The organism is Pseudarthrobacter sp. B4EP4b, assembly GCF_006680095.1.
Classification (GTDB): domain Bacteria; phylum Actinomycetota; class Actinomycetes; order Actinomycetales; family Micrococcaceae; genus Arthrobacter.
In genome coordinates, this window is sequence record NZ_VHIJ01000040.1 from 29,119 (window position 1) to 51,014 (window position 21,896).

19 protein-coding genes and 1 tRNA gene are annotated in these 21,896 nt (G+C 65.7%); 13 read left to right on the top strand and 7 right to left on the bottom strand.

Translation table 11 applies throughout. The annotated features are described in order from the left end of the window. Positions 1 to 146 precede the first annotated feature (146 nt). Complete coding sequence (locus FNL14_RS15130; protein WP_142061419.1) at positions 147 to 2,006, top strand: ABC transporter ATP-binding protein; 1,860 nt, start codon at positions 147 to 149, stop codon at positions 2,004 to 2,006. Here FNL14_RS15130 and FNL14_RS23855 read toward each other — a convergent pair. Beyond that, positions 2,003 to 2,149 carry a hypothetical protein gene (locus FNL14_RS23855; protein ID WP_370455868.1) on the bottom strand — a complete coding sequence of 49 codons (147 nt, stop codon included), beginning with the start codon at positions 2,147 to 2,149 and terminating at the stop codon, positions 2,003 to 2,005. The two genes, FNL14_RS15130 and FNL14_RS23855, sit on opposite strands and share 4 nt — an antisense overlap. Positions 2,150 to 2,659: 510 nt before the next feature. Between FNL14_RS23855 and FNL14_RS15140 the strand changes: the two genes are divergently transcribed. From FNL14_RS15140 to FNL14_RS15170, 7 genes are all read left to right on the top strand, one after another. Further along, complete coding sequence (locus FNL14_RS15140) at positions 2,660 to 3,796, top strand: GuaB3 family IMP dehydrogenase-related protein (RefSeq protein ID WP_142061423.1); 1,137 nt, start codon at positions 2,660 to 2,662, stop codon at positions 3,794 to 3,796. Between the two features lie 97 nt (positions 3,797 to 3,893). Then, positions 3,894 to 5,633, top strand: a complete 1,740-nt coding sequence (locus tag FNL14_RS15145) for a glycerol-3-phosphate dehydrogenase/oxidase (RefSeq protein WP_091415229.1) — start codon at positions 3,894 to 3,896, stop codon at positions 5,631 to 5,633. A gap of 39 nt (positions 5,634 to 5,672) precedes the next feature. Next, complete coding sequence (locus tag FNL14_RS15150) at positions 5,673 to 6,161, top strand: PTS sugar transporter subunit IIA (RefSeq protein WP_091415232.1); 489 nt, start codon at positions 5,673 to 5,675, stop codon at positions 6,159 to 6,161. A 61-nt stretch (positions 6,162 to 6,222) separates the two neighbouring features. Next, complete coding sequence (locus FNL14_RS15155) at positions 6,223 to 7,083, top strand: SURF1 family protein (RefSeq protein WP_142061426.1); 861 nt, start codon at positions 6,223 to 6,225, stop codon at positions 7,081 to 7,083. After that, positions 7,080 to 7,598 (top strand): DUF3817 domain-containing protein, encoded by a 519-nt coding sequence (locus FNL14_RS15160; protein WP_142061429.1) that lies wholly within the window; start codon positions 7,080 to 7,082, stop codon positions 7,596 to 7,598. Before FNL14_RS15155 ends, FNL14_RS15160 begins: the two co-directional genes overlap by 4 nt. Before the next feature lie 112 nt (positions 7,599 to 7,710). Next, positions 7,711 to 9,300 (top strand): glutamine-hydrolyzing GMP synthase, encoded by a 1,590-nt coding sequence (guaA, locus tag FNL14_RS15165; RefSeq protein WP_142061432.1) that lies wholly within the window; start codon positions 7,711 to 7,713, stop codon positions 9,298 to 9,300. A gap of 130 nt (positions 9,301 to 9,430) precedes the next feature. Beyond that, a complete protein-coding gene (locus FNL14_RS15170; protein ID WP_142061435.1) occupies positions 9,431 to 13,660 on the top strand; it encodes a DUF4011 domain-containing protein in 4,230 nt (1,409 codons plus the stop codon). A gap of 109 nt (positions 13,661 to 13,769) precedes the next feature. Here the strand turns inward: FNL14_RS15170 and cpaB are convergent, their stop codons facing one another. The 3 genes from cpaB to FNL14_RS15185 form a co-directional block, all read right to left on the bottom strand. Then, positions 13,770 to 14,495, bottom strand: a complete 726-nt coding sequence (gene cpaB / locus FNL14_RS15175) for a Flp pilus assembly protein CpaB (RefSeq protein ID WP_142061438.1) — start codon at positions 14,493 to 14,495, stop codon at positions 13,770 to 13,772. Positions 14,496 to 14,595: 100 nt separating this feature from the next. Beyond that, positions 14,596 to 14,871 (bottom strand): FmdB family zinc ribbon protein, encoded by a 276-nt coding sequence (locus tag FNL14_RS15180; protein ID WP_091415247.1) that lies wholly within the window; start codon positions 14,869 to 14,871, stop codon positions 14,596 to 14,598. 123 nt (positions 14,872 to 14,994) lie between these two features. After that, positions 14,995 to 15,621 carry a 5-formyltetrahydrofolate cyclo-ligase gene (locus FNL14_RS15185; RefSeq protein WP_142061441.1) on the bottom strand — a complete coding sequence of 209 codons (627 nt, stop codon included), beginning with the start codon at positions 15,619 to 15,621 and terminating at the stop codon, positions 14,995 to 14,997. Positions 15,622 to 15,721: 100 nt separating this feature from the next. Here FNL14_RS15185 and galU point away from each other — a divergent pair, with 100 nt between their 5' ends. The 4 genes from galU (at position 15,722) to FNL14_RS15205 (ending at position 18,445) form a co-directional block, all read left to right on the top strand. Continuing rightward, the gene (gene galU, locus FNL14_RS15190) at positions 15,722 to 16,627 is read left to right on the top strand and encodes a UTP--glucose-1-phosphate uridylyltransferase GalU (RefSeq protein ID WP_142061444.1); all 906 of its coding nucleotides are present in this window, start codon (positions 15,722 to 15,724) and stop codon (positions 16,625 to 16,627) included. Between the two features lie 4 nt (positions 16,628 to 16,631). After that, the gene (locus FNL14_RS15195; RefSeq protein ID WP_142061447.1) at positions 16,632 to 17,252 is read left to right on the top strand and encodes a GNAT family N-acetyltransferase; all 621 of its coding nucleotides are present in this window, start codon (positions 16,632 to 16,634) and stop codon (positions 17,250 to 17,252) included. Between the two features lie 81 nt (positions 17,253 to 17,333). Next, positions 17,334 to 18,251, top strand: coding sequence for a hypothetical protein (locus FNL14_RS15200; protein ID WP_255470866.1), 918 nt, complete (start codon positions 17,334 to 17,336; stop codon positions 18,249 to 18,251). 121 nt (positions 18,252 to 18,372) lie between these two features. Beyond that, positions 18,373 to 18,445: transfer RNA gene (locus FNL14_RS15205), tRNA-Ala, on the top strand. A 38-nt stretch (positions 18,446 to 18,483) separates the two neighbouring features. On the opposite strand, the gene FNL14_RS15210 is transcribed toward FNL14_RS15205, so the two are convergent. Next, positions 18,484 to 18,882: a nuclear transport factor 2 family protein gene (locus FNL14_RS15210; RefSeq protein ID WP_142061450.1), complete on the bottom strand. Its 399-nt coding sequence runs from the start codon at positions 18,880 to 18,882 to the stop codon at positions 18,484 to 18,486. A gap of 464 nt (positions 18,883 to 19,346) precedes the next feature. Between FNL14_RS15210 and FNL14_RS15215 the strand changes: the two genes are divergently transcribed. Further along, entirely contained in the window at positions 19,347 to 19,886 is a 540-nt protein-coding gene (locus FNL14_RS15215) for a hypothetical protein (RefSeq protein ID WP_142061452.1), read from the top strand. Positions 19,887 to 20,237: 351 nt separating this feature from the next. Here the strand turns inward: FNL14_RS15215 and corA are convergent, their stop codons facing one another. Further along, on the bottom strand, positions 20,238 to 21,233 hold the full coding sequence (gene corA, locus FNL14_RS15220) for a magnesium/cobalt transporter CorA (RefSeq protein WP_142061455.1): 996 nt from the start codon (positions 21,231 to 21,233) through the stop codon (positions 20,238 to 20,240). Between the two features lie 10 nt (positions 21,234 to 21,243). Continuing rightward, positions 21,244 to 21,795 (bottom strand): Lrp/AsnC family transcriptional regulator, encoded by a 552-nt coding sequence (locus FNL14_RS15225; RefSeq protein WP_091415263.1) that lies wholly within the window; start codon positions 21,793 to 21,795, stop codon positions 21,244 to 21,246. Between the last annotated feature and the right edge of the window lie 101 nt (positions 21,796 to 21,896).

A 21,896-nucleotide genomic window follows, 5' to 3' on the forward strand; every position in this document is an offset into this window, starting at 1 on the left:
GCGCGTCCCTGACCTTGCTTCGCTGCGGCCAGGGAACCCTGGCGCCGTGGGCCCAACCGGCGCCTCCCGGGACCCGGTGGTTGAGCGTGTCGAAACCCGTTTCGGCACGCTCAACCGCCGGGATCTGCCGCCACTAGGCTGATCTCATGCCCCCATCACGCCATCCGGCGGAACTGACCCCCAAGCGGGAACCCTCGCGGCGCCTGGCCCTTCGCCCTTACGCCCGGGCCGTAGCCCAGGTGTTGCGGGTCAGTTTCCGCGCCTCCCCGGGCGCCGTCATCATGAAGGTGCTCGGCTCGCTGATCTCGGCCGTGCTGCCCCTGGTGACCACGTACTTCGCCGCGCTCACCACCACGGCCCTGGCAGCGGCTTACTCCGGTGACGCCGGGGCGGGCCAACTGGCAATTGTCTACGTCATCATCACCGCCGCGCTCGGCCTCTTCTGGGGCGCCTTCAACAGCGTGGACCGCTACATCCAGCAGCTGATGAGCTTCAAGGTGGGCGCCATCGTGGGCGACCAGATGTACGAGCGGTTCCTCGCGCTCGAGTTCTGGCGCTACGACGACAAAGAAACCGTTGACCTGTACGACCGCGCCAAGCGCTTTTCCGACTCCTACGCCCGCGTGCTGGACCGGATTGCCGCCATCTTCACCCAGCTCGTTTCCGTGGTCCTCGCCGTGGGCGCCCTGCTGCTGGTCAGCTGGTGGATCGCGGTGATCGTCCTGGTGGCCATCGTGCCCAGCGTCTACCTGCAGTTCAAGCTGTCCCGGGAGCAGATTGCGCACTGGAACACGCAGGTGGACTCCCGGCGGCAGCGCCGGATGATCGAACAGAACCTGCTCCGGCCGCAGCACATCGCCGAGATGCGGCTGTACGGCATCGTGGGCTTCCTAATGGATCTCCGTTCCCGCCTGCGCGACGCCGACGAGCGCCGCCGTCTTGATTTCCAGCGCCGCTACATCCCCAAGCAGCTTGCCGCCGACGCCCTCCAGTACGGCGCAGAAGTGGTCTCGTTGATCTGGGTGGTGGGGCAGATCATCACCCGCGCACAGCCGGTGGGCCAGTTCCTGTACGTGCAGCAGATCGTCAGCCGGGCGCTGTCCACGGCCAACAACCTGGTCTCTTCCCTCAGCTCGATCGACGAGGACCTGGCCAACCTCAAGGACTACGAACTGTTTATGGCCTTGCCGGTGCATTCGGAGCACGCCCCTCCGCTGCTGGAATCCCCGAAAACCGTTGAGCTCAAGGACATCCGGTTCACCTACACCGGCAGCGACATAGAGGTGATCCGCGGCATCAGCATGACCATCCGGGAAGGCCAGCACATCGCCATCGTGGGGGAGAACGGCGCCGGGAAGTCCACCCTGATCCGCATCCTCGCTGGCCTCTACCGGCCCGACTCCGGGCAGGTAATGCTCGACGGCGTGGACTTGGCCGCCGTCGACGTCACCTCCTGGCACCGCCACCTGGCCGTGCTGAGCCAGGAGTTCCTGAAATACGAGTTCGCCACGGCAGCGGAAAACATCTACTTCGGCGACGTCGACTCGCCCCGGGACGAGGTCCGCATCCGCAGGTCCGCCGCGGACGCCGAGGCACTGGACTTCATCAACAAGCTGCCGAACGGGCTGGACAACCACGTCAGCAACTGGATGGAGGACCCGCGCGGACGTAAGGGCAGCGGCCTTTCCGGCGGCCAGTGGCAGCGCCTGGCGATGGCCCGGAACTTCTACCGGGACGCCTCATTCATGGTGATGGACGAGCCGACGTCCGCCATCGACGCCCTGGCCGAGCACCGCATTTTCACCCGCCTTTTCGCGGACCGGAGCAGCACCATCATCGCCATCAGTCACCGCCTGGCCACCATCGAAAAAGCAGACATCGTGTACATGCTGGAGGACGGCAGGATCGTGGAGCAGGGCACGCACAAGGAACTGGTCTCCCTTCGGGGCCGCTACTTCAGGATGTTCGAATCCCAAATCCCCGTCGAGGAAGCCACCGGAACTTAAGTCTCCACAATGGTGGTGCGGACCTGGGCCAAGCTGGGACGGGGCGGGACGCTGCTGAAGCCAAAAGTCACGGCCGGTGCAATGGGCGCCAGCGGGCCGGCGTCGGCGCCCTTCCAGTGGACGACGGCGGGACGCAACGGCATGGAGGTCGCTCACCCCGTAAAACTCCCGCCTGCCGCTACCCGCAGTACCGGCAGTCCGGGAGCCCCCGCTGAGCAAACCCGCTACCGGGCTCACAGCCCGCAGCCACCGGGGATGGACGGCGAGGGGGCGCGGGACTGCCCGCAATGTGCGGCCCAGGAGCGTCCGCCCGCCGAAGCGTGCGCTGATGGCCAGCGGGCCGGCGTCAACTGTCAAAGCCAGGTGCTCCAGCCGGGCTGAAACACCAACCACCCGGACTTCGTCAAAACTGTAGGTGCTTGAGATGAAGTCAGCCACGTCCTGCGTGGGCGCGAGCAGCAGCCTGTGCCCGGAGGGCTCCTGCACCATGACGTCGGCGAACGGACCAAACGGGGAGGAGTCCCAGATTCCCACCACTGCCCGCAGGCCCGATCCGGTGCCAATCCCGGCAATATGGCCGTCGAAGATCCAGCGGCTGCCCATACGGCCCACTGTAGCTAAGGACAGCACTGCGGCTGGGATAACCTAGAGCAGTGACTTACGAGATCGAGATCGGCCGTGGCAAGCGTGGGCGTCGTGCCTACTCCCTGGATGACATTGCAATTGTCCCTAACCGTCGTACCCGCGACCCCAAGGACGTCTCCGTCTCGTGGCAGATCGACGCCTACCAGTTCGATATGCCCGTCATCGCGGCCCCGATGGACTCGGCCATGTCCCCGGCAACAGCCATTGCCCTGGGCAAGCTCGGCGGCCTGGGTGTGCTGGACCTTGAAGGGCTCTGGACCCGGTACGAGGACCCTCAGCCCGTCCTCGACGAGATCGGTGCACTCGAAGACGAGGTCAACAGCCCCGCCGTGACCGGCCGGATGCAGGAGCTGTACAAGGCACCCATCCAGCCCGACCTGATCACATCCCGCCTGGCTGAAATGCGGGCCGCCGGCGTGACCGTGGCAGGCTCCCTCACCCCGCAGCGCACCCAGGAGCACTACAAGACCGTCCTGGCTGCCGGCGTCGACATCTTTGTGATCCGCGGAACCACAGTGTCCGCCGAGCACGTGTCCAAGGACCACGAGCCGCTGAACCTCAAACAGTTCATCTATGAACTGGACGTCCCCGTCATCGTGGGCGGCGCGGCCGGGTACACCCCCGCCCTGCACCTCATGCGCACCGGCGCAGCCGGCGTCCTGGTGGGCTTCGGCGGCGGCGCCACTACCACCACCCGCCGTGCCCTGGGCATCCACTCGCCCATGGCATCGGCCATTTCCGACGTCGCAGCGGCCCGCCGCGACTACATGGACGAGTCCGGCGGCCGCTACGTCCACGTGATCGCCGACGGCGGCATGGGCACCTCCGGCGACATCGTCAAGGCGATCGCCATGGGAGCCGACGCCGTGATGCTCGGCAGCGCGCTGGCCCGTGCCGAAGAAGCACCCGGCAAGGGCTGGCACTGGGGCCAGGAGGCACACCACCTGGAACTGCCCCGAGGCGACCGCGTCAACGTCGGAACGGTCGGCCCCCTTGAAGAGGTCCTCTTCGGACCCGGCCACCACACCAACGGAACCGCGAACCTCATCGGTGCCCTCCGCCGCTCCATGGCCACCACCGGCTATTCGGACCTGAAGGAATTCCAGCGCGTCGACGTCGTCGTTTCCCCCTATTCCGGGAACTGACGCAGGGGGCAGGCCAATCCATGCCTGCCCTGCCCAAGCGTGCCGCGACAAAGTAGTGTGGTTCCACGACCGGGACTAGCGGCACTGGAGGCGTTCAATGAAGAGTTTTCCTGACAACGGCGGAGCCCTGGGACCTGCGGCCAGGGAAGCTGCCATCGGGCGGCTGAGGGCGACGGCGGACCCCGGCCGGGAGCTGGACATCCTCATTGTTGGCGGCGGCATCGTGGGCACCGGAGCTGCCCTGGATGCCGTCACCCGGGGGCTGGACGTGGGCATCGTTGAGGCGAGCGACTGGGCGGCCGGAACCTCCTCCCGGTCCTCCAAGCTCATCCACGGTGGACTGCGCTACCTGGAAATGCTTGACTTCGCGCTCGTCAAGGAGGCGCTGCAGGAGCGCGGACTGCTGCTCTCCGAGCTCGCGCCACACTTGGCCCGGCCCGTACCCTTCCTGTATCCGCTGACCAAACCCTTCCTCGAACGGCCCTACGTTGGCGCCGGCATTGCCCTGTACGACGCCATGTCCGTCTCCAGCGGCCACAGCAGGGGAGTGCCGTTCCACAAGCACCTCACCAAACGGGGAACGCTGCGCGCGGCGCCAAGCCTGAAGGACGACGCTTTTGTGGGATCCATCCGGTACTACGACGGCCAGGTGGATGACGCCAAATACGTCGCCAACCTGGTGCGGACGGCCGCCTACTACGGCGCCCACGCCGTAAACCAGATGGCAGTGGTGGACTTCCTGCGCGAAGGCGAACGGGTGGTGGGCGCCAAGGTGGTCAACCATGAGGACGGGACGCAGTTCAACATCCGGGCCAAGCAGGTCATCAACGCCACCGGCGTCTGGACCGACGAAACCCAGGCCATGGTCACCGAACGCGGCCAGCTGAAGGTCCGCGCCTCCAAGGGAATCCACCTGGTGGTTCCCCGCGACCGGTTCCAGTCCACCGTGGGCCTGATCCTGCGCACCGAGAAGTCCGTGCTGTTCGTCATCCCCTGGGGCCGGCACTGGATCATCGGCACCACGGACACGGACTGGCACCTGGACAAAGCCCACCCCGCTGCGTCCAGCAAGGACATCGACTACATCCTGGAGCACGTCAACAAGGTCCTCAAACGCCCGCTGACCCGCGAAGACGTGGAAGGGGTCTACGCCGGCCTGCGCCCGCTGCTGGCCGGGGAAAACGACTCCACCGCGAAGCTGTCCCGCGAGCATGTTGTGGCACACCCTGTTCCCGGCCTGGTGGTGGTGGCCGGCGGCAAGTGGACCACGTACCGGGTGATGGCCAAGGACGCAGTTGACGAGGCAACCCGGACCATGGACGAACGGGTCCCGCCAAGCTGCACGGAAACCATCCCGCTGCTGGGCGCGAGCGGCTTCAAAGCGGCCTGGAACCGGCGGAACCGCACTGCTGAGGAGTCCGGCGTGCATGTGGCGCGGATAGAGCACCTGCTCAACCGCTACGGTTCCATGACCCCCGAGGTGCTGGCCATCATCAAGGAAAACCCTGCCCTCGCCGAACCGATCCCCGGCGCGGATGACTACCTGCAGGCTGAGGCGGTCTACGCAGCCACGCATGAAGGCGCCCGCCACGTCCACGACGTCCTCACACGGCGGACCCGGATTTCGATCGAAGCGTGGGACCGCGGTGTGTCAGCCGTTCCCGTAGTCGCTAAACTGATGGGTGACGTCCTTGGCTGGAGCGAAGCCCAACGCGAAAACGAAATCAGGCACTACATCGCACGGGTGGAGGCGGAACGCCTGAGCCAGCAACAGCCGGACGACGAATCCGCAGACGCCGCCCGGCTGGGCGTGGAAGATATCGTGCCCTTGCGCTGAAGGGCCCGCGGCACCAGCTCCTCACTGAAGGGATACGCCTTGGCGGAACCACTTGACCGGTACGATGCCGATCTCACCACCCCCGACATGGTCATCCTGGAGCTTGAGGCAAAAGACAAGGCGGACGCCGCCACCCAGCTTGCGGAACGGCTCTTCGCCGCCGGCCGCGTGTCGGACCTGCCCGGATTCCTTGAACACGTGAACGCACGGGAGCACCAGCTGGCCACCGGTCTTCCCGGCGGCATCGGCCTGCCGCATGCCCGCAGCGAATACGTCTCGCGCACCTCGATCGCCGTCGGTATTGCCAAGTACGGCCATGCCCTGGACTTCGGCGCCGCGGACGGCCCGGCCACGGTGATCCTGCTGATCGCCACCCCAGCCAGTTCCTTCTCGGACCACCTCGAAGTCCTGGCCACCCTGGCCCGTTCGCTGTCCAAGGAGTCCTTCCGCGAATCGCTCCGGCGTGCCTATGACCCCGAAGTTATTTCGGAGCTCATCAATTCCAGCCTGGTGTTTTTCGATCACTGACGCCCCGGCCAGGCCACCAGGCGTTTAGTTGTTCTACAGCGGGACGAAGTACGGTTAAGACGTGTGGAAAACTGCCCTCAAGCCCCGATGGATCGCAGGCTTTGTCTTTGCGATCGTGATATCCGGGGTCTTCGTGCTGCTCAGCCAATGGCAGTTCGGACGCTCCACCCAACCGGAAGCGCCGGTCAACCCGGCCACCGAGCAAGTGCAGCCCCTCACCCAGACGCTGGAGCCCGGCGACTTTTTCCACGGGACCGACGCCGACCAGATGGTCAGTGCGCAGGGCACCTACGATCCCGCCAAACAGGTCTTGGTGCCGGGCCGGCTGCACGACGGCAAGACCGGATACTGGGTGGTCTCCGCCTTCGCCGTCTCCGGCGCCCCCACCCTGAGCGGCGTGGCCGCCTCACCCCAGACGTGGATCCCGGTGGCCCGGGGATGGGTGGCCGATCCCGCTGATGCCGGCGACCCGCCGTCGGGCACTGTTGAACTCACAGGACGGCTCCTGCCGTCCGAGGCGCCCCTGGCCGGCACGGCGGCCGCACCCGGGCAGGCCACCGCGGTGTCCGTGGCTGAACTGATCAACTACTGGGAAGTCAGCAGCTATCCCGGCTTCGTGGCCGCCACCGCCGAGGTGGCCAACGGTGCCGATGTCAGCGCCGCAGCCGTGCGGGAAGACCTCCTTCCCCTTGAGATCGGGCCCCAGCCGCCCGCCCAGAAGATCAACTGGCTCAACCTTTTCTACTCCCTCGAGTGGGTTGTGTTCGCCGGCTTCGCACTCTTCATCTGGTGGCGGCTGGTCAAGGACGACTACCACCGGGACCTCGAAGAAGCCCTCGACGAAGCCGCGGACAACCATCCGCCTGCCGGGCAAAACCAGCACCAGCAACCTGACCAGAACCAGCAAAAGGTACAGCCATGATTGATCCGAAACCGGCCAACCCCGCCTCGGCCCCAAGCACCAACACCAGCGGCAAGCCATCGGGCAAGAAGCGGCGCTTCGGCGGCACCGAGGCGCAGATCCGGTCCGCGCTGAAGTTCTACAAAGTGCTGGCCTACCTGACGGGCACCATGCTCCTGCTGCTGTGCGCCGAGCTCATTGCGAGGTACGGGTTCGGGCAGTACCTGTTCGCCGGCGGCACGAACGCCGTTACGGGGCAGCCGTTCGGCTTCGGGTTCGCGGACGCGGAACCCCAGGGCGTGCTGGGCGGCCTCAACCTGTCCGTGACTGTCCTGATCGTGCATGGCTGGATGTACGTGGTGTACCTGATCTCCAACTTCCGGCTGTGGTCGCTGATGCGGTGGCCGTTCCTGAAGCTGGTCCTGCTGGCACTGGGCGGCGTTATCCCGTTCCTGTCCTTCATCGTGGAGAAGAAGTTCCATGCCGAGGTGGAGGCCGAACTCGCGGCACACCCGCAGGCACCCCAGCGGTACTGATGTCCTGCAGCCGCGGCCGCCGGCTGCGGCTGTCGACGCAGGGGACGTTCGCTCCGTCACAGCAGGGCGTCCCAAGGTGCGCCGGTGCAACGGCGCAAAGTAGGCTATTACGGTGACTACTCCCACTGCATCCCAGACTTCCCAGAAGCCGGTGCTGGTTGTTGACTACGGTGCCCAGTACGCGCAGCTGATTGCCCGCCGCGTCCGGGAAGCAAATGTGTATTCGGAAGTGGTTCCGCATACCTACACAACCGAGCAGCTCCTGGCCAAGAACCCTGCCGCCATCATCCTTTCCGGCGGCCCGTCCAGCGTCTACGCTGATGGCGCCCCGAGCGTCGGAGCAGACCTTTTCGAAGCCGGGGTTCCCGTCTTTGGCATCTGCTACGGCTTCCAGGCCATGGCCAACGCCCTGGGCGGCAAGGTGGACAGGACCGGGCTGCGGGAGTACGGCTCCACAGAGACAACCATCCTGGGCGAGGGACGCTCTGTCCTGGAGGGCATGCCGCAGCACCAGAAGACCTGGATGAGCCACGGCGACTCCGTCCACGAGGCGCCGGACGGCTTTGAAGTACTGGCGACGACGGCGGGAGCCGAAGTGGCTGCCTTCGCCAACGAGGAAAAGGGCCTCTTCGGTGTCCAGTGGCACCCCGAGGTCAAGCACTCCGCCTACGGCCAGCAGGTCCTGGAAAACTTCCTCTTCAAGGGCGCCAGGATCGAACCCAACTGGACCACGGGCAACATCCTTGAGGAGCAGGTGGAGCGGATCCGCAAGCAGATCGGCGATGCGCGGGTCATCTGCGGCCTCTCCGGCGGCGTGGACTCCGCGGTTGCCGCTGCCCTCGTCCAGCGCGCCGTTGGCGACCAGCTCACCTGTGTGTTCGTGGACCACGGCCTGTTGCGCGAAGGCGAAGCCGAGCAGGTGGAACGCGACTTTGTTGCTGCCACCGGCGTGAAGCTCTACGTTGCCAACGAGCAGGAACGCTTCCTGTCCGCACTGGCCGGTGTCAGCGATCCGGAAACCAAACGCAAGATCATCGGCCGGGAGTTCATCCGCGCCTTTGAGGAAGCGGAACTGGCCATCATCGCCGAGGCGGCCGCGCACGGCGAGAAGATCAAATTCCTGGTCCAGGGCACCCTGTACCCGGACGTCGTCGAATCCGGCGGCGGCGAAGGTGCAGCGAACATCAAGAGCCACCACAACGTGGGCGGGCTCCCTGAGGACCTGCAGTTCGAGCTCGTGGAACCGTTGCGGGCCCTCTTCAAGGACGAGGTCCGCGCAGTCGGTGCCCAGTTGGGCCTGCCCCAGGAAATCGTTGGCCGCCAGCCCTTCCCGGGTCCCGGACTCGGTATCCGCATCGTTGGCGAAGTCAACAAAGAGCGGCTGGACCTGCTGCGCAAGGCCGATGCGATCGCCCGTGCCGAGCTCACCGCAGCCGGACTGGACAACGAAGTCTGGCAGATGCCGGTTGTCCTCCTGGCCGACGTCCGCAGCGTCGGCGTTATGGGCGATGGACGTACCTACGGACACCCCATCGTGCTCCGTCCGGTCTCCTCCGAGGACGCCATGACGGCGGACTGGTCACGGCTGCCGTACGAACTCCTCGCAAGGATCTCCAACCGCATCACCAATGAGGTGGAAGGCGTCAACCGCGTGGTGCTCGATGTCACCAGCAAGCCGCCGGGAACCATCGAGTGGGAGTAGCAGCATGAGTGGCCGGCCTCTGGTGAAGAGGCCGGCCACTGCTGTTTCTTCCCCGAAATCCTCGCCCAATTTAGCCCGCCCCAGTGTTGCGGTCGCTCAGTCCGGCGCCGGAGCGGCTACTCTCGAATCTATGCCGGTATGGTCCAGGGCGTCACGCGCAAGCGCAGAAAAGAAGGCAGTAGTGTCAGTTGGTCAAGGCCACCCGGAGGGCTCGGAGGAGCTGCGTAAATGGCTGTCCGGGCTTAAACCCGTCACCGGGGCGGACACCATGCTGCGCTTCACCAAGACGCCGGAAGGGTCCATCGACCTGACCCACGCCCACCCGTCCGGCTTGGCCCAGCTCATGGCAGGGCGCCGGACCCGGCTCTCCACCCTCATCCGGGACCGCCAGCAGTACGTGGTGGCAGCCCGCGCCTCCCGGAACATCCGGTCCAAGATCTTTGAGCTCGCCAACGACCGCGGTATCGACGCCGGATACCTCTCGGCGGGCACGGTGGTGTGGACGTCCGCCGTGGGTGGCAAGCCGCAGCGCATTTCCGCGCCGGTGATGCTCACGGCGATTTCGCTCACCGTCCGTCCGGGCGAGGACGACTACGAACTGCAGCTCACCGAGCAGGCCCACATCAATCCCGCCCTGGTGCGGCATCTGAAGAACGTCCACGGCATCGTCTTTGACGTCAACGCCGTCACCCGGCTCGCCTACAGCACTGCCCGGTTCGATCCGCAGCCCGTCCTGGACCGCCTGGCAACGCTGATCAGGCCCATCCATGGCGCGGAAGCCCAGCACAATTTGCTGGTGTCCACGTTCGCGGACCTTTCCGGAAACCTGGACGACCCGTGGATCAACGACTCCAACCCCCTCGTCTCCGCCCTCGCCACTGCCGCCGGCGGCGAAGTAGTGGACATCGAGGAGCCGGATCCATCACGGTTCCCGCCGCTGGACAGCAGGCACCCGCGGGACGAGATGCTCCTGCTCGACGCCGACGTCGACCAGCAGTACGTCATCGACGCTGCCCGTGCAGGCGATTCCCTGGTGGTCAGCAGCCCTCCCGGAACCGGCCAGACCCAAACCGCCATCAACACCATCGGTGCCCTCGTGGATGCCGGGAAGACCGTGCTGGTGGTGGGCGACCGGCGGGCCAGCCTGAACGAAGTGTCCGGTCAGCTGGAGGCCCTGGGCCTTGGATCCATCCTGTTCCAGCTGTCCGGGAACATTACTCCGCAGCAGCTGAAGGGACAGCTGGTCCGGGCCATTGTCCGGAACGAGAAATCCCTCGAACCCCAGCTGGGGAACCTGCACAGCACCCTGACCGAGCACCGCCATGCCTTGATGGACCATGTGGCGTCGCTGCACAACGTGCGCCAGCGGTGGGGCTGCTCGCCGTACCAGGCCATGCAGTCACTGGCTGAACTCACCTCGATCCACCCGTCACCGGCCACCACGGTCCGGTTGAAACGAAGCGTCCTGGACAGCATCCGGGACCGCAACGAGCTGGCGGAGCGGCTCCGCCGGGCGGCGGAGCTGGGAAGCTTCAGCAAGGCGTCCACTACCAGCCCCTGGCACGGTGCGCGGCTGCTCACCCGCAAGGAGACAGAGGAAGCACAGGACCTGGTCCGGTCCGTTGAAAAAAGCCTTCCCGCGCTGCGTGAGCGGATGAACGCAGTGGCCGAGCACGCCGAGATCCGGCTGGGCGAGTCCTTTGCCGAATGGGGAGAGCAGCTCGAGCTCCTGATGGCTGTGCGCGGAAGCCTGGACAAGTTCACCCCGGACATTTTCGACCGGCCCGTCACGGACCTGATCTCCGCCACCGCGCCGTCAGCCTGGCGCCGCGAGCGGGGCATCGAAATGACCGCCATGCAGCGTTCGCGCCTGCGCAGGGTCGCCAAGGAATACGTCCGGCCGGGCGTGCACATTGCCGACCTGCACAGTTCGCTTGTCCTGGTGCAGGAACAGCGCGCGCTGTGGGCAGGCTACGCCACCACCCAGCGCCACCCCGCGGTTCCTTCCGGGCTCGCGGAAATCAGTACCATGTACCGTGCCCTGGACCGCGAGCTGGCCCAGTTGGGCGAAGCACTCCGGCACACCAGTGCCGGGGGCGACCTGTCCGCCGTCCGGTACGCGGAGCTCATGGAGCGGCTCAAGCGGCTGGTGGCGGACACCGATACGCTCAAGACCCTGCCCGAACGCACCCTCCTGGTAGAGAACATGCGCGAGCACGGGCTCGGGGAGCTCCTGGCTGACCTTGCCGAGCGCGAGGTGCCGGCCCATTCGGTGGCGGCAGAACTTGAACTGGCCTGGTGGCAGTCGGCGCTTGAGGCCATGATCAGCGGCGACGACTACCTGGCGATGTCCGACGGTGACGCCCTGCGGCAGCTTGAGGCCGAATACCGGCTGGCGGACAACGCCCACATCGCCAGCGGCGCGGCACGGCTTCGCTGGGACCTGGCCGAGCGGTGGCGGGCCGCTATTGCCGCCCACCCCCGCCAGGCCGATCTCCTCAAGAGCCTGCTCAAGGACGGCAGGGTGTCCCTGCCGGCACTGACTGCGCAGGCCCCGGACCTCATCGGCACCCTGGTACCGGTCTGGTCCGTTAGCCCCTACCTGATGACAGGCCTCCTGCCCGCCGAACAGCACTTCGACGCTGTGGTGATCCTCGATTCCGAGGCGACCTCGCTCCAGGCCGTCCTTCCGTCCATCGCCCGCGCCCGCCAGGTCATAGCCTTCGGCGACGCCATGATAGCCAGCCCGCGGACCTTCACCGTGGGTGTGGAACGGCTGGCGGCGGGGGAGACGGCCCACCAGAGGGTGGAGAGTGCTTTCAAGGCATTGTCCGCAGTGCTTCCTGTGTGGCGGCTCAACTTTGTGTACCGCGCGGTGGATGAGGACCTGGTCCTTCAACTCAGCAAGAACTTTTACGACGGCGGCCTCCGCCGGCTGCCCGAAGGCCAGTCCGCGACGGGCCTGGACCGGGCCCTGCTGGTGGAGTACCTGCCGGATGGAACGGGACTGCCCAGTGCCGACCATGAGGGCGTGGAGTCTGTGGTGGCTGAGGTTAACCGCGTGGTGCAGCTGGTTTTCGAACACGCACGCACCCGTCCCCGCACGTCACTGGCAGTGGTCACCGCCAGCCTCCGCCATGCCGCGAGGATCGGCGAGTCCATCCGGCTGCAGCTGCCCAACCACCCCGGCCTGGCAAGTTTCTTCGGCGCCGGTCCTGAGTCCTTCCGCGTGGTGGACCTGGAACGCGCCCAGGGCCTGGTGCGCGACCACGTCATCTTCTCTCCCGGCTTCGGCCGCACCCCGCACGGGCGTGCGCTGCACAACTTCGGTCCGCTCTCGGCCGAGGGGGGCCGGGAGAAGTTCGCGCTGGCGATGACCCGTGCCCGCCGGTCCCTGCACGTGCTCACCTGCTTCCGGCCCGAGGACCTGGACCACACCCGGCTGACGCACGGTGCGGTGGATCTGTACTCGTTGCTGGACCGCGAAATTTCAGGCAACACGGACCTCGGAACTCCCGCGTCGCGCGCGGCCGCCAGCGAACAGGCCCTGGGGGCAGATCCTTTGGTGGCTGACCTCGGAGACAGGCTGCGGGCACGCGGAGCACGCGTCTGGCACCAGTACGACGGTGCCATCGACGTGGTGGCGGCGGCCGATCCGTTGGGCACCATGGGCCAGGAGGACGCGGACCTGCCATGGCCGGTGGCGATCGAATCCGACGGCACCGAACAATACCGGACCATGAGCGTGCGGGAACGGAGCCGGCTGCGGCCGCAGCTGCTGGAGCGGCTGGGGTGGCGCTACATGCCGCTGTGGACCATCGAGGTGTTCACCGATCCGTCCACCTGTGCAGACCGCATCGCCGGCTACCTGGGCCTTGAGCGGGTGGTCCTGCCGGGCAGGGGAGATACGTCAGTTGGGTTCCTCGACGACGACGTGGACCAGGCGCTCAACGGCATCCAGGCCGGGGAGCAGCGGTCCCGGCGCAGTGCCGGCGCGGAACAGAACGTGCCCGGCAGGGACCAGGGCCGCTTGCAGGTACAGCATCCGGACAGCAAGGAGGCGGTCCACGTGGCCACCGAAGACAAGAACAATCACCCTTCCCAGGAGCCATCCCTCGCGGCCGGTGCTGCGCGGGGGGACGGCGACGTCCAGGGCCAGGACCAAAACCAGGATCAAGGCCAGGACCAGGACCAAAGCCAGGATCAGGGCCAGGTACGGAGCCGGGGGAAGGGCAAAGACCAGACCGGCGGCGGCGTCCTGCCCACGAAGGCTGCCGAAGATGACCCCAGGCGCTGGGGCGACGCGGACGAGGACCACGATGCCTGGCTGAAGGAACAGAAGCCCCCGCACTGGGGCTGAGAGCCGGGCGTCCGCGGCGGCCCGCTTTCCTTCGCAGCACCGCTTTACGTCGCGCTCCCGCTGCCTTTCGCGGCACTGGTTGGAACTCCCTGGGCCGGTGCAGCTTTCGTTACGGTCCCACCAGGACAAAGAAGAGTTTGCCCTGAGTTGAGGCGCCGGCCAGCCGCGCCGCCTGCTCGGCACTTGCTGCCACAACAATCAGGCCGTCCGTTTCGGACGTGCCCAGCCACTGCCCGCTCTGGCCACCCTTGCCGGACGTCCAAAGGACGGGAACAGCCGTTGCCAGAACTTCTGACGGCGCCTGCTGGTCGAAGCCGTCGGCAGCTGTCAGCACCACGTTGACCAGCTGCCCGGGCGAGACGAGCTGGATGGAGGACGGGTCCGCCATTCGAAGGGGCACGGCGGCTGAACCCGGGGGTGTTCCGGCGAGCAGCCCGGGACCGAGCAGCTGGGCGTCTGTCAGCAGCTGGCCTTTGCGGAGCGGAGCTGCCAGCTGTTTGCCGGCCAGTTCATTGTCCTGGTCCAGGAAACCCGCAGCCATCATGTCCGGCGGGACTTGCACCTGCGCCAGGTCGGCCGGCGCCAGTGCCGCGCCGGCGGGGAGGTCCCTCGCGGCGGCAAGTCCTGTGACGGTGTGAACGGGTGCGGGGGTGAGTTGATGGACGCTGATCGCGGCAGCTGCGCACAACAGCAGGGCGATGGCCAGCCGGCGGTTCCGGCTCAGCCAGCCGCCGAGACGCAGAGCAGCGGGCCGCCGGTCGGAGCCGCGGGAACTGCCGGTGCCACGCTGATAGCGGGAAGCGGCCCCGCCGGAACGAAAAAGGTTTGCAGGCATGCGCCAACGCTAAAGCCGGCCGGACTGCCCGCGACAGGCGCAAGGCGCCCTATGTGGACAAACCGGCCGGCCGGCGTCGAACGGTGCTGTTCAGCTGGCCTTAGCTGGCCGCGGCAGCCGGAGCGGACGCTGCAGGTGCCGCAGCCGGAGCCGGCGCTGAAGAGGCCGGAGCGGCGGCAGAGACCGTGCTGCCCTTGGCGTCGCGGGAGTCGGTGCGGTAGAAACCGGATCCCTTGAAAACGACACCTACGCTGTTGAACTTTTTGCGCAGCGTCCCCTGGCACTCGGGGCACGAGGTCAGAGTGCTGTCCGAAAACGACTGGACGATGTCGAAGGCATGGCCGCAATCCTTGCAGGCGTACGCATACGTTGGCACTGGTGCTCCTCCTCTTGGGCAAAACGAGAGGTCCCGTGCTGCCCGGCCGGATGGTCCGTCCGTTAGCAGTCGCAGGGCCTGAGTGCTAATTCTATCATCCCCGCAGAACCAGGGGAGTTGGATTCAGCCGTGGCCGTGAAGAACCCGGATTCCTGATGGCGACAGAATGGCCGGGACCGGACGGTCGAACTCCTCCTCCGGAATCTGCCCCGCGGGAAGCAGTTCCTCGTCGTACACAACGGCCGCCAGGGGAATATTCTTCCCGGCGGTGGCCAGATGGCCCAGGAACTTGTCGTAGTAGCCGCCGCCTTGGCCGATCCTGTTGCCCGCTGCGTCCACGGCCGTCGCCGGGATAAAGAGCGCGGCAGCCGTTCCCGCCACGTCCGGCCCGTGCCGCTCACCCTTGGGCTCAAGGATCGGGGCGAACCGGCTCTGCTCCAAGCCCGCGGCAGGGTCCCAGAAGACCCAGGCCAGTTCCCGTCCCGGCTCGCAAACCGGGAGCAGGACGCTGTGACCGTTGTTGTAAAGCGCGGTGATCAGCGGAAGCGTTGGGGGCTCCACGCCCACGCCGAAGTAGACGCAGACCGTTGCCCGGGCACCACCGGTCAATGAGTCGGCCCAGGCGGCGCCGTGGCGTGCCAGGGCAGCGCCTGCCGCCTCAATCTGCTGCGGGGTCAGCGTAGCCCGCCTTTGGCGGTGTGCCGTGCGGATTCTGTTCTTGACAGCCTTGGCGTCCTCCAACACGTGCATTCCTCCATCACTCGCCGCTGCGGCGGATTTCGCCGCGGCCGCACAACCGGCGGCCCTTCAATAATTATTGATTGCTTGACGCTGACGTTAGATTAGTCGGGTGAGTACCAGTAACCCCAGAGTTCGCAAAGCCGTTATACCCGCAGCCGGACTCGGCACAAGGTTCCTGCCTGCCACCAAGGCCATGCCCAAGGAAATGCTTCCCGTCGTGGACAAGCCGGCCATCCAGTATGTAGTTGAAGAAGCCGTTCACGTGGGACTCAACGATGTCCTGATGATCACCGGACGGAACAAGCGTGCCCTGGAAGACCACTTTGATCGCGTTCCATCGCTGGAATCCACGCTCGAGGGCAAAGGCGACGCCGAAAAACTGGCCTCCGTACAGGCCGCGAGCAATCTCGGCGATATCCACTATGTCCGCCAGGGCGACCCCCACGGACTGGGCCATGCTGTCCTCCGCGCCAAGCAGCACGTGGGCAATGAAGCCTTCGCAGTCCTCCTGGGCGATGACCTCATTGATGCCCGCGACGAACTGCTCAGCACCATGATCGACGTCCAGGCCAAAACGGGCGGCTCCGTCGTGGCCCTCATTGAGGTGGAACCCTCACAGATCAGCGCCTACGGCTGCGCGGACATCGAGGAGATCGACGGCGAGGGCTATGTCCGCATCAACAGGCTGGTGGAAAAGCCTGCCGCCGGGGAAGCTCCGTCCAACCTGGCCATCATTGGCCGCTACGTGCTCCACCCTGCCGTCTTTGATGTGCTGGAACGTACCGGTCCTGGCCGCGGCGGCGAAATCCAGCTCACCGATGCCCTGCAGGAACTCGCGTCCGGAGAGGGCGACGGGCAGGGTGTCTACGGTGTGATCTTCAGGGGACGCCGCTACGACACCGGTGACAAACTGAGCTACCTGAAGGCCTGTGTCCAGCTGGCCATTGACAGCGACGACCTTGGCCCCGGCCTGCGGGAATGGCTGCCGGGCTTCACCGCCGGTCTCTCCAAGTAGCACAATGCGCGCCGGCCCCATCTGGCCCGTCACCCTGGAGTGCGGCGACCTGGTCCTGCGGCCCATCAGGTACCGGGACAAAAAAGAGTGGACAGAAGTCCGTGCCCGCAACAGCGAATGGCTGGCGCCGTGGGAGGCCTCGAACCCGGATCCGGCCGGAGGGCTGCCGGACTACCGGCAGATGGTCCGTTCGCTCAACGCCCAGGCCGCCCAGGCCACCGCGCTTCCCTTCGTGATTACCGAACGCATCCCGGCAGCCCGGAATCCCGTGATCGTGGGCCAGTTGACCGTCTCGTCGATCGTCTGGGGTTCAGCCATGATGGCCACCCTCGGTTACTGGGTGGACCGGGCCCGGGCGGGACACGGGATAGCGCCCACCGCCGTGGCGCTGGTGACAGACCACTGCTTCAGGAACCTGGGCCTGCACCGGATGGAGATCAACATCCGCCCGGAGAACGGGCCCAGCCTCCGGGTGGTGGAGAAGCTCGGATTCCGGGATGAGGGATACCGGCCCCGCTACCTGCACATCAACGGGGAATGGGCCGACCACCGCTCGTTTGCCCTGACTTCAGAAGAGGTCCCGGAAGGGCTGCTGAACCGCTGGCTGGGTTCCCGGGCTTCATAATTCCAATGATTTGCCAGCCGCGCCACGACACACCGTGGGCAATGCGGCTGCAGCCCCCGTATTGCTCATACGGTTTTGAGTGTGGACTTCCCCCTTAGCAGCTCCGTGATCCTTGTGGTTGCCGTTGTGCTCTGGATTGTATGGGTTGCCCCCTACGTCCTCCGGAACCGCCGGCACCAGTTCCAGCCCGCCGGCGACTTCCTGGCAGACACTTCTGCCGAGGACGTGCCGGACCCGCGAGCGGGCCTGGTTTTGAAGGTTGCCGCCCAGCAGGAGAAAGCCATGGACACCAGGAAGAGCACCGGATCCGCTACGGCAGCAGGCAGCACGGCAACAACGGGCCATTTCAAGATCCGGTACGGCCGCACGGCAATTGCCCTGGCAGGGCTGCTTTCCCTGCTGACCGCCTTCGTTTCCGCCGTCCTGCTGGCATTCGGGCTGGGAAGTCCTGTGCTTCCCTTGACCTGCGCGGCCATGGCCGTGGCGTCCGTGGTCCTGCTCCGCAGGCTCGCGGTCCGTGACCGGAAAGCCAAGGTCAACGCTGCCTTTCGCTCAGCCATGGCGGCACCGGCCGTGAGGCCCGCGGCCGCCCAGCTCCCGCCGAAGCCCGAAGCCGCGCCGGTACGCAGTGAAAGCCCCCTTTTTGACGCCGAGGCCCACCGGCCTGCGATCAAGCCGCTGACTGCCATGGAACTTCGCGAGGCAGCACTGGCTGTCGCAGTGGCAGCGGGTGACACGAGTGCCGTGCAGGCGGCACCAAGCACCACCTGGGATCCGGTGGAGGTGCCCAAGCCGGTTTATGTCGAGGCGGCCAAGGCCGAACGCCCCGCTCCGGAACCCCTTGAACTGCCCGAGGCGCCCAAGGCCACAGGCAAGCCGTCCCTCAAGCAGGGCGCCGCCGGCGTCCCCGCTGCACCGGCCGCCGAGGCCCAGCAGCTCACCAAGGCGCAGAGCGCCCTCAGCAATCTCGACGACGTCCTGCAGCGCCGCCGCGCCTGACTCTTTGAAAAGGCGGCCGGGCATTCCGGCCGCCTTTTGCATGCCAGTTGGCATTGGCGGCGGAAAATTTGTAGCCTAGGGTCACCGGTGCCGCACAGCAGCTGCAGGGCGGCTCGTCCCGGGGGTTATAGCTCAGTTGGTAGAGCGCTTCGTTCGCATCGAAGAGGTCAGGGGTTCGAATCCCCTTAGCTCCACAAAATCTCCCAAGGCCAATCTCTGTTGGCCTGCGCCCTCAGTCGGTCACGGTGTCTCCGTGACGATGGGCGACCTTCCAGCCATCGTCTTCCCGGCGGTAAACCTGGGTAGCCCGCAGGACATAGCTGCGCGGCTCGCCGTCCACGGAAGCGGAGGTGTGTTCCAGGCCCGCCGTGTACGCCATGTCGCCCGCGACGTCGTATGAGACCAGCTCAAAACGGTAGGAAGTGCAGTTCGAGAACTGCTTGGCAAGGCTTGAGAACAATTCGTCCAGTTCCTGCTGGCCTGTGGCGTTGCGCCAGGCGCCCAGGACACTCACCGGTTCTTTGCGTGACCAGAGGGCCCGCCGTGGGCGGGCGTCGCCGTTGTGAATAGCCAGCTCCGCCTCGTACAGGGAGGTCTTCACCCAGTCCAGGAAATCACTGCGATCGCTCATGCCTCAGTATGCTCCAGGCGCCGCGGCTGTCGCGAGGGGCCCCGCGGCTCCGGCTTGTGGCCTGCCTTGGCTTCCGTGGATAAATGATGGGCTTTCCCGGCTGGCGACCTTCCTTCAGGCCTGCACCGGGCGTATCTTGATGCTCCAATGCGGCTCTTTCTTTAATTCGATGACACGAGGCCACCATGTTCGTCAGGAATTTCACTGCCCGGGGGCTGCGACAAGCCGCTTCGCACCGGCCGTGCCGCCTTCGGCGTCGGCGACCTGTGGCATTACTCGTGGTGAGCATTTTGGCAGGAGTCCTCTCCGGTTGCACCTATGAGGATCCTGACGCGGTGCCATCCTCTACGGCAACGTCCAGCCAACCTGAACCGACATCGCTGACCTGTCCGGAAAGGGACAGAGGTGACTGCCTGGGCCCCCTCGATCCGGATACCTACTCCACCACGTCCTTTGAACCGCCATTGACTTACACCGTCCCGGAAGGCTGGGCCAACGGAGAGGACCTGCCAGGAAACATGCTGCTGAACCGGCTCGGCGATCTCCAGGGTGGCGTATGGGGTGGCAGCTATATAGGTGTCTACCAGAATGTCCGGGCACCCGAGCTTTGCAGGGAATATCCAGAGCCAGGGATCGGCACCAGCTCCAAGGAACTTGCCGAGTGGTACCACACGGTACCGGGCCTCGAAATCCTGCGGGAGGCTCCGGCGTCGGTGGGCGGCTTGTCCGGGATCGCACTCGACTTCCGGGTGAGTGACGAGTGGAGAAGCGCATGCCCTATCGGTGGAGTAATCCATGCGGTCCCGGTGATCATCGGCGGCGGTGTTTCATACCTGCATCACGTGGTCGGTGCCCCGATCGAAATGCGCCTCTTCCTGCTCGACTGGAAGGGAGGAAACATCGCGGTGGAGGTGACCGCTGTGAGCGAGCAGCACAGCCTCACCGACTATCTTGGGGAAGCCGGCGCGGACGCAGTGATCGGATCCTTCAGGTTCAGGCCATAAAGGTCCGTCCCCGGGATCCCTGCGGGTTCCAGCAACACCTGGACCGGTAGTTGCAGTGGAACGCCGGTAGGCTTTATGCATCTGATCTTTTGGGGGAAAAGTGCGTCGTGGCGGCATCGTGGGCGTGGCAGGGCTGATCCTGGCCATGTCCGTCGCCGCCCTGCGTCAGGTTCGAGCTGGAGTCGGACTCGGTGATTGCGACATCTGTTGACTGCCCGGACGGACCGCCTTTCTCCGACTTCACCGATGAGTGGGTGGTGGTGGCGTGACTGGACGCAGCCGGAAGGATGCCAGTCTGAACCCGTCAGCCGGCAGCAAACTACGCCCCTTCCGGCTGCTCAACGGCGGTCCCTAAAGCCAGCCTTTCTTCTTGAAGATGGCGTACATGACGGTTGCTGTTGCCGCCATCAAAACGATGGCCATCGGATAGCCCAGGGTCCAGTGCAGTTCGGGCATGTGGTCGAAGTTCATGCCGTAGACGCCGGCCACAAATGACGGTGCGAAGAAGATGGCGGCCCAGGACGAAATCTTCTTCACCTGTTCATTCTGTTCGGCGCTTGCCTCGTTCTGCCGGTTGGCCGTGAGCGTGCCGTCCAGGGTCAGGGCGTTCTGCAGCAGGTCCCGGAAGGAGTCCGCCCGGGAGATGACCCGCTCCACATGGTCTTCCACGTCGCGCAGGCTGTGCCGCAGGTCGCTCTCCACATCGTATTTTTCGAAGCCGCGTTTGAGCTGGTGCATCATGTCCGGCAGCGGGTGGATGGCGCGCTGGAACTGGATAACCTCCCGCGCGAGTTCATAGATGCGCCGCGACACCGCAGTGTCCCCGCTGAAAAGCTGGTCCTCGATTTCGTCAATGTCGTTCTCAAGGCCGGCCACCACCGGGCCGTAGTCATCCACCACCCGGTCCAGCAGGGCATACAGTACGGCCTCGGGGCCATGCCTCAGCAGGTCCGGCCGGCCTTCCAGCCGCTGCCGCACCCGCGCCACACCCCCGGTCTCCGCGTGCCGGACGGTGACGACGAAGTTCTTCCCCGTGAAGACATGCAACTCGCCGAACTCCACCGTTTCGGTGGCGTCCAGATACCGGGCGGGCCGAAGTACCGTGAACAGGTTGTCCTCGTACCGCTCAAGCTTTGGACGCTGGTGCGCCGAGATGGCATCCTCAACAGCAAGCGAGTGCAACCCGAACTCCGCAGCCACCGCCGCCATTTCTTCTGCTGTGGGCCGGTACAGTCCGATCCAGGCCATTCCGCCATGCTCCGCCAGCGTCTCGAAGGTCTGTTCCAGGTTCTCAGGCTCAGCGTGGCGGACGCCGTTGACGTACACGGCGTTGTCAATGATCGTCATTCCCAAAATCCTAGCCGTCCGCCCCTTCACCGCCTGTCCGGGGTGACTTGGCCTGGGCGTGTTGGCCGGCAGCCGACGCTTTGGCCAGGCCGCTGATCAACGGTTCGGTCCGGTAGGGGATATGGGTGTGCAGCGCCAGGACAGTTTCGGTCCGGATGACGCCTTTGATCCTGAGCACCTGCCGCAGGGCAGCCTGAAGGTTATGGGTATCAGTGGCCACCACACGGCACCACACATCGCCCCGTCCCGAAATTTCGTGCACTTCAAGGACTTGCGGAATCATCCGCAGGGCACCCACTACCCCGTCCAGCTCCCGGTGGGACACTTCGATGGTCACAAAGGCAACCACGTCGTACCCCACCGCATCGAGGTCCACTTCCCGGCCACCGGACCGGAGCACCCCTGCCCGGAGCAGGCGCCGGACGCGCGACTGGGCCGTGTTCCGGGCAACACCGAGGGAATCGCTGAGTTCCGCGATCTGGATCCTGGGATCCCGGATGAGCTCCAGGAGGATCTTCAGGTCGGTGGAGTCCAGGTTGTTCAAATGATCACTCTCCGTCATGCCAGCGCAGTTATTTTGATGATCGTGCTCAATTCTTGCAGCAGCGGCCGCCTAATAGAGCAATCCTGCCCCACTCTGGAGCTACCACTATCCATCCGCGC

Bases quoted from the DNA above. Each gene is read 5' to 3' on its own strand.
- FNL14_RS15130 (WP_142061419.1), top strand. From the start codon at position 147: ATGCCCCCATCACGCCATCCGGCGGAACTGACCCCCAAGCGGGAACCC.
- FNL14_RS15145 (WP_091415229.1), top strand. From the start codon at position 3,894: ATGAAGAGTTTTCCTGACAACGGCGGAGCCCTGGGACCTGCGGCCAGG.
- FNL14_RS23855 (WP_370455868.1), bottom strand. From the start codon at position 2,149: ATGCCGTTGCGTCCCGCCGTCGTCCACTGGAAGGGCGCCGACGCCGGC.
- corA (WP_142061455.1), bottom strand. From the start codon at position 21,233: ATGACGATCATTGACAACGCCGTGTACGTCAACGGCGTCCGCCACGCT.
- FNL14_RS15170 (WP_142061435.1), top strand. From the start codon at position 9,431: ATGCCGGTATGGTCCAGGGCGTCACGCGCAAGCGCAGAAAAGAAGGCA.
- FNL14_RS15225 (WP_091415263.1), bottom strand. From the start codon at position 21,795: ATGACGGAGAGTGATCATTTGAACAACCTGGACTCCACCGACCTGAAG.
- FNL14_RS15160 (WP_142061429.1), top strand. From the start codon at position 7,080: ATGATTGATCCGAAACCGGCCAACCCCGCCTCGGCCCCAAGCACCAAC.
- cpaB (WP_142061438.1), bottom strand. From the start codon at position 14,495: ATGCCTGCAAACCTTTTTCGTTCCGGCGGGGCCGCTTCCCGCTATCAG.
- FNL14_RS15185 (WP_142061441.1), bottom strand. From the start codon at position 15,621: ATGCACGTGTTGGAGGACGCCAAGGCTGTCAAGAACAGAATCCGCACG.
- FNL14_RS15195 (WP_142061447.1), top strand. From the start codon at position 16,632: ATGCGCGCCGGCCCCATCTGGCCCGTCACCCTGGAGTGCGGCGACCTG.
- FNL14_RS15210 (WP_142061450.1), bottom strand. From the start codon at position 18,882: ATGAGCGATCGCAGTGATTTCCTGGACTGGGTGAAGACCTCCCTGTAC.